This window comes from Staphylococcus schweitzeri (assembly GCF_002902405.1).
Taxonomy (GTDB): domain Bacteria; phylum Bacillota; class Bacilli; order Staphylococcales; family Staphylococcaceae; genus Staphylococcus; species Staphylococcus schweitzeri.
In genome coordinates, this window is sequence record NZ_PPQS01000016.1 from 19,661 (window position 1) to 32,297 (window position 12,637).

At 31.3% G+C, this 12,637-nt stretch carries 8 protein-coding genes; all 8 read left to right on the forward strand.

What is annotated here, in order from left to right:
- On the forward strand, positions 1–864 hold an 864-nt coding region (locus CD116_RS03730; RefSeq protein ID WP_240625081.1), incomplete at its 5' end, for a 5-oxoprolinase subunit C family protein.
- A gap of 475 nt (positions 865–1,339) precedes the next feature.
- Positions 1,340–3,280, forward strand: coding sequence for a polyglycerol-phosphate lipoteichoic acid synthase LtaS (gene ltaS / locus CD116_RS03735; protein WP_047530944.1), 1,941 nt, complete (start codon positions 1,340–1,342; stop codon positions 3,278–3,280).
- A gap of 248 nt (positions 3,281–3,528) precedes the next feature.
- Positions 3,529–5,412 carry an ABC-F family ATP-binding cassette domain-containing protein gene (locus CD116_RS03740; RefSeq protein ID WP_078101784.1) on the forward strand — a complete coding sequence of 628 codons (1,884 nt, stop codon included), beginning with the start codon at positions 3,529–3,531 and terminating at the stop codon, positions 5,410–5,412.
- 10 nt (positions 5,413–5,422) lie between these two features.
- A complete protein-coding gene (gene recQ / locus CD116_RS03745; protein ID WP_078101785.1) occupies positions 5,423–7,204 on the forward strand; it encodes a DNA helicase RecQ in 1,782 nt (593 codons plus the stop codon).
- A 220-nt stretch (positions 7,205–7,424) separates the two neighbouring features.
- Positions 7,425–8,402 carry an ABC transporter ATP-binding protein gene (locus tag CD116_RS03750; RefSeq protein WP_047530948.1) on the forward strand — a complete coding sequence of 326 codons (978 nt, stop codon included), beginning with the start codon at positions 7,425–7,427 and terminating at the stop codon, positions 8,400–8,402.
- Complete coding sequence (locus tag CD116_RS03755; protein ID WP_047447880.1) at positions 8,395–9,909, forward strand: ABC transporter permease/substrate-binding protein; 1,515 nt, start codon at positions 8,395–8,397, stop codon at positions 9,907–9,909. Before CD116_RS03750 ends, CD116_RS03755 begins: the two co-directional genes overlap by 8 nt.
- Positions 9,910–10,149: 240 nt before the next feature.
- Entirely contained in the window at positions 10,150–11,208 is a 1,059-nt protein-coding gene (hisC, locus tag CD116_RS03760; protein WP_047551095.1) for a histidinol-phosphate transaminase, read from the forward strand.
- A 344-nt stretch (positions 11,209–11,552) separates the two neighbouring features.
- Complete coding sequence (locus tag CD116_RS03765) at positions 11,553–12,095, forward strand: 5' nucleotidase, NT5C type (RefSeq protein WP_047551098.1); 543 nt, start codon at positions 11,553–11,555, stop codon at positions 12,093–12,095.
- Positions 12,096–12,637: the final 542 nt, after the last annotated feature.

A 12,637-nucleotide genomic window follows, 5' to 3' on the forward strand; every position in this document is an offset into this window, starting at 1 on the left:
GATAAAAATGAAGCAACATTAGAAATGACTCATAAAATGGCGACGATTCGCTTTACGGAACCTACACTTATAGCATTGGCTGGTGGACATGTTAAAGCCTACACAGATCATATGACAATAGTGCCTTATAAATTATACTTAATAGATAAAGGTGACGTACTAAGATTTATAGAAACAAGTCATACTTCTCGTGTTTATCTTGCAGTTGGTGGCGGATTTGAATTAGATGAATGGCTTGGATCAAACTCTACAGATTTTAATGTGAAAATCGGTGGTTTTCAGGGTAGGAAATTGCAAGATGGTGATGAAATCAAACTAAAACGATCATATACATCTCGTCATTATAAACTATTCGAAAACCTTAAACACACTAAACAAACTGATTGGGGTATTGATGGATACGCTCTATCATTTAATTATATGTCTGATGTTTTTCATGTTATTAAAAATAAAGGTACTGAAGACTTTAAAGAAGATGCAATACAACGTTTTGTTAAGCATGATTATAAAGTAACGAGCAAAGCTAATAGAATGGGAATGATGTTAGAAGGTGAAAAGATAAAAGCTTTTTACGAAGATATGCCTCCCTATCAAACAGTGAAAAAAGGGACTATACAAATTAAGCGTGATGGTACACCAATCATCTTATTGAATGACCATTATACATTAGGTAGTTATCCACAATTAGGTACGATAGCAAGTTACCATTTAACAAAATTGGCACAAAAACCACAAGGTTCAAGATTAAAATTTCAATTTATAGATATTTTAACGGCTGAAAAAAATCTTGTAAAATATAGTAATTGGTTAAATCAGCTATTCCACGGTATAGAATATAGAATGCAGTTAGAAATGTTAAAGTAAGTCAATTGAGAAAGCTCATACTAGAGTCTGATGATACAAAATTTCTCCCGCTGTATAATAAAAAAATACTGTGTTTTGATTTCAAAATACATTAATCATTTTCTTGTTTTACAGAAAATGACAAAGATAAAGTGTGTTTTTACTTGAATTTTGACTAAAATTACTCTATATTAATTAATTGAGCTATACTTATTATTACAATTTGATTACAAAGTTTAACTTTGTTAATTGAATGATAAATATAAAGACAAAAATTCACATGATTAATGAGGTGTTGTAGCAATCAATTACTTGTTAACAATTGAGTTGAAGCTACAAGCAATGGAATTTTTAAAACTTAAATCTGAAAGTAATTACTTTAATTATGACAATGTTAACTTTTAAACACGCTGATTATATAACTACATAATGTTAATATCTAATTTATTCAAGTACTTTCGCAAGATTTAATATCTAAATAACGGGGGAAAGAATCATGAGTTCACAAAAAAAGAAAATTAGTCTTTTTGCGTTCTTCTTATTAACCGTAATAACAATTACCTTGAAGACGTATTTTTCTTATTATGTTGATTTTTCTTTAGGTGTTAAAGGTTTAGTACAAAACTTAATTTTATTGATGAATCCATATAGTTTAGTAGCACTTATTTTAAGTGTCTTCTTATTCTTTAAAGGTAAGAAAGCATTTTGGTTCATGTTTATAGGTGGTTTCTTATTAACTTTCCTATTATATGCCAATGTTGTGTACTTTAGATTCTTCTCAGACTTTTTAACGTTTAGTACATTGAACCAAGTAGGTAACGTAGAATCAATGGGTGGGGCTGTTAGTGCTTCATTCAAGTGGTATGACTTTGTATACTTTATTGATACTCTAGTTTACTTATTCATTTTAATATTTAAAACGAAATGGTTAGACACAAAAGCATTTAGTAAGAAATTTGTTCCTGTCGTTATGGCGGCATCAGTAGCACTATTCTTCTTAAACTTAGCTTTTGCTGAAACAGATAGACCTGAATTGTTAACACGTACATTTGATCATAAATATTTAGTTAAATATTTAGGACCATATAATTTCACAGTATATGATGGTGTGAAAACAATCGAAAATAATCAACAAAAAGCACTGGCATCTGAAGATGATTTAACAAAAGTATTAAATTATACTAAACAACGTCAAACAGAGCCAAACCCAGAATATTATGGGGTAGCTAAAAAGAAAAATATCATTAAGATTCATTTAGAAAGTTTCCAAACATTCTTAATTAATAAGAAAGTTAATGGTAAAGAAGTAACACCGTTTTTAAATAAACTATCAAGTGGGAAAGAACAGTTTACTTATTTCCCTAATTTCTTCCATCAAACAGGACAAGGTAAAACATCTGATTCTGAGTTTACAATGGATAATAGTTTATACGGTTTACCACAAGGTTCTGCTTATTCACTAAAAGGCGACAATACGTATCAGTCACTACCAGCAATTTTAGATCAAAAGCAAGGTTATAAATCTGATGTAATGCATGGTGACTATAAAACATTCTGGAACAGAGACCAAGTATACAAACACTTTGGTATAGATAAGTTTTATGATGCAACGTATTATGATATGTCTGATAAAAATGTTGTTAATTTAGGCTTAAAAGATAAAATATTCTTCAAAGATTCAGCGAATTATCAAGCTAAAATGAAATCACCGTTTTATTCACATTTAATTACATTAACAAATCACTATCCTTTCACATTAGATGAAAAGGATGCAACGATTGAGAAACCTAATACAGGTGATGCGACGGTAGACGGATATATTCAAACAGCACGTTATTTAGACGAAGCTTTAGAAGAATATATCAATGACTTGAAGAAAAAAGGTTTATATGACAACTCTGTAATTATGATTTACGGTGACCATTATGGTATTTCTGAAAATCATAATAATGCAATGGAAAAATTATTAGGTGAGAAAATTACACCGGCGAAATTTACAGATTTAAACAGAACTGGTTTCTGGATTAAAATCCCAGGTAAATCTGGTGGTATTAACAATGAATACGCTGGTCAAGTAGATGTTATGCCAACAATTTTACATTTAGCTGGTATTGATTCTAAGAACTACTTAATGTTTGGTACTGATTTATTCTCTAAAAATCATAATCAAGTTGTACCATTCAGAAATGGTGACTTTATAACGAAAGATTATAAATATGTTAATGGTAAAATTTATTCAAACAAAAATAATGAACTATTGACTACAAAACCAGCTGACTTTGAAAAGAATAAAAAGCAAGTTGAAAAAGATCTCGAAATGAGTGACAATGTGCTTAATGGTGACTTGTTTAGATTTTACAAAAATCCAGACTTCAAAAAGGTAAATCCTTCGAAATATAAATATGAAACTGGACCAAAAGCAAACTCTAAAAAATAATATGATTTCAACCCGAATTGATAATTATTCAATTCGGGTTTTTGTCGTATTTAGAGAGAATAAAATAGACTTGATGAATATTTTCTTATTAAATACAAGGGTCTTTTAATCAATAAATTTTAATGGTTTAAAAAATAAGATATTTTTGTTGGATGCTACTTAATGGCATCGATTTCATTTGAATTGAAAAAGGTGTATAATATATAGAACTGATTTAAGAACGAATAGATTTTATTAGATAAAGGAAGATGGGTATGGAAGCATATAAAATTGAACATTTAAATAAATCGTATGCCGATAAAATTATTTTCGATAACCTTGATTTATCAATATCAGAGGGTGAAAAAATTGGTCTAGTCGGTATAAACGGTACAGGTAAAAGTACGTTATTAAAAGTAATTGGTGGTGTTGATGATGATTTTACCGCCAATGTAATGCATCCAAACCAATATCGAATTCGATATTCGTCTCAAAAACAGGATTTAGATGACGAGATGACTGTTTTCAATGCAGTATTAAGCTCTGATACAACAACATTAAGAATCATTAAGCAATATGAACAAGCAGTTCAAGCTTATTCTGTTAATCAAAGTGATCAATTATTTAAGAGAATGATGGACGCACAAGATGCTATGGATCAATATGATGCTTGGGGCTATAATGCTGAAATTAAAACCATTTTATCAAAATTAGGTATTCATGATACGTCAAAGCAAATTAAGGAATTATCGGGTGGACAACAAAAACGTGTTGTTCTGGCTAAAACGTTAATTGAGCAACCAGACTTATTATTATTAGATGAGCCGACGAATCATTTAGATTTTGAATCAATTAATTGGTTAATTAACTACGTAAAACAATATCCACACACCGTTTTATTTGTAACGCATGATAGATACTTTTTAAATGAAGTCTCTACCAGAATTATAGAACTAAAAAGAGGAAAAATAGAAAATTATCCAGGTAATTATGAATCCTATATTGAAATGCGTGCGGAAAAAGAAGTTACGCTTCAAAAGCAACAACAAAAGCAACGTGCATTATATAAAGAAGAACTTGCGTGGATGAGAGCAGGTGCTAAAGCACGAACAACAAAGCAACAAGCTAGGATTAATCGATTTAATGATTTGGAACAGGAAGTTAATCAACAATTTAAAGAAGATAAAGGTGAATTGAACCTTGCATATTCAAGGTTAGGTAAGCAAGTATTTGAATTAGAAAATGTATCAAAGTCTATTAATGATAAAGTGCTATTTAAACATGTGAATGAAATTATCCAAAAAGGACAACGAATTGGTATTGTAGGTCCTAATGGTGCTGGGAAAACGACTTTATTGAATATTTTAAGTGGAGAAGACCAAAATTTTGAAGGTACATTAAAGACAGGCCAGACAGTTAAAGTAGCCTATTTTAAGCAGACGGATGAAACCTTAGATAGAGACATCCGAATGATTGATTATTTAAGAGAAGAAAGTGAACTGGCTAAAGAAAAAGATGGTACTTCCGTTTCTATTACACAACTTCTTGAACGATTTTTATTTCCTAGTGCAACACATGGAAAAAAAGTTTATAAATTATCAGGTGGTGAACAAAAACGCCTATACTTATTGCGTTTACTAGTCCATCAACCGAACGTTTTATTATTAGATGAGCCAACCAATGATTTGGATACCGAAACATTAACAATACTTGAAGATTATATTCATACTTTCGGTGGTACAGTCATTACAGTTAGCCATGATAGATACTTTTTAAATAAAGTCGCACAGCTATATTGGTTTATTCATGATGGTAAAATGGAAAAAGTTATAGGCACATTCGAAGACTATGAAAATTATAAAAAGTCCTTAGATAAAAACAAAGCGGCAATTAAGCAACCAGTAAAAGCAGCAACAACTGTACGTAAGAAAAACGGATTATCATACAAAGAAAAATTAGAGTACGAACAATTATTGGAACGTATTGAACAAGCTGAAATACGTATAGAAGAAATTGATTCGCTTATGATAGAAGCTAGTGCAGATTATGGGAAAATTAAAGAATTAAATGAAGAAAAAGAACAACTGGAAAATCAATATGATATTGACATCACAAGGTGGAGTGAGTTAGAAGAAATTAAAGAACAACAATAAGGGGTCAAATATGATGCAACAAACTTTATCGCATTACTTTGGATATGAAACGTTTCGTCCAGGACAAGAAGAAATTATAAGTAAAGTGCTCAACCATCGTAATGTGCTGGGTGTCTTACCAACAGGTGGTGGTAAGTCGATATGTTATCAAGTACCAGGTTTGATGTTAGGCGGTACAACGATAGTTATAAGTCCTTTGATTTCATTAATGAAAGATCAAGTGGATCAATTAAAAGCGATGGGTATACAAGCTGCCTTTCTTAATAGTAGCTTGTCACAAAAAGAGCAACAACGTATTGAAAAAGAATTATCAAATGGTGAAATTCAATTTTTATACGTAGCACCAGAGAGATTTGAAAATCGATATTTTTTAAATTTACTTCAACGTATCAAAATTCATTTAATCGCATTTGACGAAGCCCATTGTATTTCCAAGTGGGGACATGATTTCAGACCGAGTTATCAAAATGTTATTTCTAAAGTATTTACATTACCTCAAGACTTTACAATTATTGCGTTAACTGCAACTGCAACTGTTGAAGTTCAACAAGATATTAGAGAAAAGTTAAATATTGCTCAAATTGATCAAATAAAAACGAGTACGAAACGTAGAAATTTGATTTTTAAAGTGAACCCTACGTATCAACGTCAAAAATTTGTCATTGATTACATTAAATCTCATGATGAAGATGCAGGCATCGTTTATTGTTCGACACGTAAACAAGTTGAAGAACTTCAAGAAGCTTTAGAAAGTCAAAAGATAGAAAGTGTTATATATCACGCAGGTTTAAGTAATAAAGAGCGTGAGGAAGCGCAAAACGACTTCTTATTTGATCGTGTGAAGGTAGTTGTTGCAACTAATGCTTTTGGTATGGGAATTGACAAATCAAATGTTCGTTTTGTTATTCATTATAATATGCCTGGTGATTTAGAATCATATTATCAAGAAGCAGGACGTGCGGGTCGTGATGGCTTGAAAAGTGAATGCATTTTACTATTTAGCGAACGTGATATCAGTTTGCACGAATATTTTATAACAGTCTCACAAGCTGATGATGACTATAAAGATAAAATGGGCGAAAAATTAACTAAAATGATTCAATATACTAAGACGAAAAAGTGTTTAGAAGCAACAATTGTTCATTATTTTGAACCGAATGAGAAATTAGAAGAATGTGAACAATGTAGTAATTGTGTTCAACAGGAAAAATCGTATAATATGACTCAAGAAGCAAAGATGATTATTAGTTGTATCGCGCGAATGAAACAACAAGAAAGCTATAGTGTAATCATTCAGGTGCTTAGAGGTGAAACAACTGATTATATTAAGTATAAAGGTTATGACCAAATTTCAACACATGGATTAATGAAAGGTTACACAACATCGGAACTAAGTCATTTAATTGATGAATTAAGGTTTAAAGGATTTTTAAATGAAAATGATGAAATATTAATGTGCGACACATCAATTAAAAAATTACTTAGTAATAAGGTAGAAGTTTTTACTACACCATTTAAACAAAAAGCAACTGAAAAAGTATTTATTAATACAGTTGAAGGTGTAGATCGTGCTTTGTTTAGTCAATTAGTGGAAGTTCGTAAAAAATTAAGTGACAAATTAACCATTGCACCTGTAAGTATCTTTTCGGATTATACATTAGAAGAATTTGCTAAACGAAAACCTGCCTCGAAGCAAGATATGATTAATATCGATGGTGTTGGTAGTTATAAGCTAAAGCACTATTGTCCAGTATTTTTAGAAACAATCCAAAATTATAAAGCGAAAGTATGATTAAGACACCTAGTAGACATTCATTGTTTTACTGGGTGTTTTTTCTAAATATAAGAAAAATAATCCTAATTCTTAACTGGAAATTGTATTTCATTCATTATTTTGATAAAAAACTTCAAATATTAATCATTTAAATTTGAAAATTGTAATAAACATGGTTAAATAGGGAATACATACATATAATCTCGGTTTTATGCAATGAGAAAAAAGAGGTGGCAAAGTGATTAAGTTTAAAAATGTAACTAAACGTTATGGCAAACATGTTGCTGTCGATAACATTAGTTTCAATATTAATGAAGGCGAATTTTTTGTGTTAATCGGACCTTCAGGTTGTGGAAAGACAACGACTTTAAAAATGATAAATCGACTCATTAACTTAAGTGAAGGTTATATTTATTTTAAAGATAAGCCAATTAGTGATTATCCTGTGTATGAGATGCGCTGGGATATTGGCTATGTATTACAGCAGATTGCATTATTTCCACATATGACAATCAAAGAAAATATAGCACAAGTGCCACAAATGAAAAAATGGAAAGAAAAAGACATAGATAAAAGAGTGGATGAGTTACTTGATATGGTTGGCTTAGAACCAGCTAAATATAAAAATAGAAAGCCTGATGAATTATCAGGTGGTCAACGCCAACGTGTCGGTGTTATACGAGCATTAGCAGCTGACCCTCCAGTTATTTTAATGGATGAACCGTTTAGTGCATTAGATCCAATTAGCCGAGAAAAATTGCAAGATGATTTAATTGAACTTCAAACAAAAATAAAGAAGACAATTATTTTTGTAACACATGATATTCAAGAAGCTATGAGACTTGGTGATAAAATTTGTCTTTTAAATGAAGGTCATATTGAACAAATTGATACACCAGAAGGATTTAAAAATAACCCACAGAATGAATTTGTAAAACAATTTATGGGTAGCCATTTGGAAGATGTAGCACCATGTGTTGAGCATAATTTAAGTATTCGTGATTTGAATATTATGAGACCTATAGATGAAGTTACATCAACGGGAGATTTTCCAATTGTAGATGACTATGAATTAGTTGAAAAATTATATCAGCTCTTAGCAGAACACGAACGTGTTATTATAATGCGAGAAAATCATGTTGGACAGTACGTCATTGACAGACAAGATATGTTTAAGTTTTTGTCCCAACAAAAGGGGGTAGCTCAACATGACTAACTTTTTTGAAATATTGGGCGAACGTAAGGGACAATTATTATCTACAATGATTGAACATATTCAAATATCATTTATAGCACTATTAATTGCGACTGCGATTGCTGTACCACTTGGTATTTTACTAACTAAAACTAAAACGATATCTGAAATCGTAATGAATATTGCTGCAATACTACAAACGATTCCGTCATTAGCATTATTAGGGTTAATGATACCGCTATTTGGTATCGGTCGCGTACCGGCAATTATTGCATTAGTTGTTTATGCGCTGTTGCCTATTTTAAGAAATACGTATACTGGTATCAAAGAAGTAGATCCTTCTTTGATTGAAGCGGCAAAAGGTATAGGGATGAAGCCTTTCAGACGTTTAACTAAGGTTGAACTGCCAATTGCAATGCCTGTAATTATGGCGGGAATCAGAACTGCCATGGTACTTATCATTGGTACTGCGACACTTGCTGCATTAATTGGTGCAGGTGGACTAGGAGACTTAATTTTATTAGGTATAGATCGTAATAATGCATCGTTAATTTTATTAGGTGCCATTCCTGCAGCATTATTAGCAATTATTTTTGATTTAATTTTAAGATTTATGGCTAAATTATCGTATAAAAAATTATTGATGACGTTAGGTGTCATTGTCATGATTATTATATTGGCCATCGCTATACCTATGTTTGCGCATAAAGGAGATAAAATTACATTAGCTGGTAAACTTGGTTCTGAACCATCTATTATTACGAACATGTACAAAATATTAATTGAAGAAAATACAAATAATACTGTTGAAGTAAAAGATGGAATGGGAAAAACTGCATTTTTATTCAATGCCTTAAAATCTGATGATATTGATGGATATTTGGAATTCACGGGTACAGTTTTAGGTGAATTAACTAAAGAACCATTGAAATCAAAAGAAGAGAATAAAGTTTATGAACAAGCTAAAACGAGCCTTGAAAAGAAATATCAGATGACAATGTTAAAACCAATGAAATATAATAACACTTATGCATTAGCAGTAAAGCGTGACTTTGCTAAAAAGCATGATATACGTACGATTGGAGATCTTAATAAAGTTAAGGATCAGCTTAAACCAGGGTTTACTTTAGAGTTTAATGATCGTCCAGATGGTTACAAAGCAATTAAGACAGCGTATAATTTAGACTTGAATAATATACGTACTATGGAACCTAAATTAAGATATCAAGCAATTAATAAAGGTGATATTAACCTAATCGATGCGTATTCAACAGACGCTGAATTAAAGCAATATGATATGGTTGTGTTAAAAGATAACAAACATGTATTTCCACCATATCAAGGTGCACCTTTATTCAAAGAAAGCTTTTTAAAGAAGCATCCAGAAATCATCAAGCCGCTAAACAAATTAGCAAATAAAATTTCTGACGAGGATATGCAAATGATGAATTATAAAGTAACAGTCAAAAATGAAGACCCATACACTGTTGCAAAGGATTATTTAAAAGGGAAAGGGTTAATCAAATAACAACCAACGCCATATAAGATGAGGTTCACTACACTATATCTTATGTGGCGTTGCTATATTTATATGTATATAAATGTGGAATCTAAAGAAGCAAATTTAGTGACATATTATAAGTAAGAAATCACAGTGGTACAATTGTAAATTGTGAAAATAGTAGCATTGCATTTTAGAAACATAGAGAGATATAATAAATATAAGTTTTTTAAAATTTCAGTCAATTCAGAGGAGGCTGTTTCTATTATGAAAGAACAACTTAATCAATTATCAGCATATCAGCCTGGGTTATCACCAAGGGCATTAAAGGAAAAGTATGGCATTGAAGGAGAATTATATAAACTAGCATCAAATGAAAACTTGTATGGACCATCGCCTAAAGTAAAAGAGGCAATAACTGCACACTTAGATGAGTTGTATTATTATCCAGAAACAGGAGCGCCTACATTGAGAAAGGCGATAAGCAGATTTTTAAACGTGGAACCTTCACGTATATTATTTGGTGCCGGGTTAGATGAAGTTATATTAATGATTTCTAGGGCAGTATTAACACCAGGTGACACTATTATTACAAGTGAAGCGACATTTGGTCAATATTACCATAATGCAATAGTTGAAGCGGCTAATGTTGTACAAGTCCCTTTAAAAAATGGTGGTTTTGATTTAGAGGGTATTTTAAAAGTAATTGATGAGGATACCGCATTAGTATGGTTATGTAATCCGAATAATCCTACTGGTACTTACTTCAATCATGAAGCACTTGACTCGTTTCTATCTCAAGTGCCTTCAAATGTTCCAGTAATTATTGATGAAGCATATTTTGAGTTTGTTACAGCGCAAGATTTTCCAGACACTTTAGCATTGCAAGAAAAATACGACAATGCTTTTTTACTACGTACGTTTTCAAAGGCATATGGTTTAGCAGGTTTGCGTGTAGGATATGTTGTTGCAAGTGAACAAGCCATTGAAAAATGGAATATCATTAGACCACCGTTTAATGTTACACGTATTTCTGAATATGCAGCAGTTGCAGCATTAGAGGACCAACAGTATTTGAAAGAAATTACTCAAAAAAATAGTAAAGAGCGAAAAAGATTTTATCAATTACCTCAAAGCGAGTATTTTTTACCTAGTCAAACGAATTTTATATTTGTAAAAACGACACACGTAAATGAACTTTATGAAGCACTTTTAAATGTAGGGTGTATTACACGACCATTTCCGACAGGAGTAAGAATTACGATAGGGTTTAAAGAACAAAATGATAACATGTTAGAAGTTTTATCAAATTTTAAATATGAGTAAGAATTAACAGAGCATTGTGTGAAATTAAACTTTAAATTAGGATGTTGAAGAAATTATGTTATTTATGACAATAAAAAAAGGTTTTCTCAACTGACTATGCAAAAGTTCTTATTACAATGGTTGATAAAATTTAGACATGTCATTTTTGTTAGTAAGTCATACCATATTGGGTAAATGAAGTGACAACTGATAGTTGAATTTAGTGCTACTGATAAAGTTGTTAAATCATTGACGTTATAAATTTATAATAAAGCTAATGTGATAACACAAGTCTTATATTATTTTGTCGAACATAAATTTTTGCTATACTGAACAAATACTGATATTTTGAGGAGAAGATTAAAATGACCCGTAAATCAATTGCGATTGATATGGATGAAGTTTTGGCAGACACATTAGGAGAAATAATAGATGCTGTCAATCATAGAGCGGATTTAGGTATTAAAATGGAAGCCTTAAATGGTCAAAAGTTAAAACATGTTATTCCTGAACATGATGGTTTAATTACTGAAGTTTTGAGAGAGCCTGGTTTCTTTAGACATCTTAAAGTGATGCCGCATGCACAAGAAGTTGTTGAAAAGTTAGCTAAACGTTATGATGTGTATATTGCCACAGCTGCAATGGATGTTCCTACATCATTTAGCGATAAATATGAATGGTTACTTGAATTCTTTCCATTTTTAGATCCGCAACATTTTGTTTTTTGTGGTAGAAAAAATATTGTTAAAACCGATTACTTAATTGATGATAACCCTAGACAACTTGAAATTTTTACTGGTACACCAATTATGTTCACTGCTGTGCATAATATTAATGATGATCGTTTTGAACGCGTAAATGGGTGGAAAGATGTTGAACAGTATTTTTTATCTGGTATAGAGAGGTAAAAGTATATTACTGGCAAACTGAAGCCAATTAATTATTTAAAAGAGTAGTTAAACGAATATTATGTTATGTGTATTACAAGAGATACAGAATATAGTATGTAAATGACATTTTAAGTTCACAAATCACATTTTATAAATCGGATGAGAGTAGGACAGAAATAATAAAGAACCACTAATGTTTTATTATGTAGTGGTTCTTACACATTAGCCACAGCTAATGTGTACTTAAAAATAGGAATACATGGAGCCTGAGACATAAATCAATGTTCTATGCTCTGCAAAGTTATATTGGCAGTAGTTGACTGAACGAACATGCGCTTGCAACAAGCTTTTTTCAATTCTAGTCAGGGGCCCCAACACAGAAGCTGACGAAAAGTCAGCTTACGATAATGTGCAAGTTGGGGTGGGGCCCCAACATAGAAGCTGGCGGAAAGTCAGCTTACAATAATGTGCCAGACGGGCATAGTGAAGCCATTCAATATGAAGTGTTGTATAAATAGAGAACAGCAGTAAGATATTTTCTAATTGAAAATTATCTTACT

Excerpts from the sequence above, each read along its gene's own strand:
- recQ (WP_078101785.1), top strand. The coding sequence starts at position 5,423 with ATGATGCAACAAACTTTATCGCATTACTTTGGATATGAAACGTTTCGT.
- ltaS (WP_047530944.1), top strand. The coding sequence starts at position 1,340 with ATGAGTTCACAAAAAAAGAAAATTAGTCTTTTTGCGTTCTTCTTATTA.
- hisC (WP_047551095.1), top strand. The coding sequence starts at position 10,150 with ATGAAAGAACAACTTAATCAATTATCAGCATATCAGCCTGGGTTATCA.
- CD116_RS03740 (WP_078101784.1), top strand. The coding sequence starts at position 3,529 with ATGGGTATGGAAGCATATAAAATTGAACATTTAAATAAATCGTATGCC.
- CD116_RS03755 (WP_047447880.1), top strand. The coding sequence starts at position 8,395 with ATGACTAACTTTTTTGAAATATTGGGCGAACGTAAGGGACAATTATTA.
- CD116_RS03765 (WP_047551098.1), top strand. The coding sequence starts at position 11,553 with ATGACCCGTAAATCAATTGCGATTGATATGGATGAAGTTTTGGCAGAC.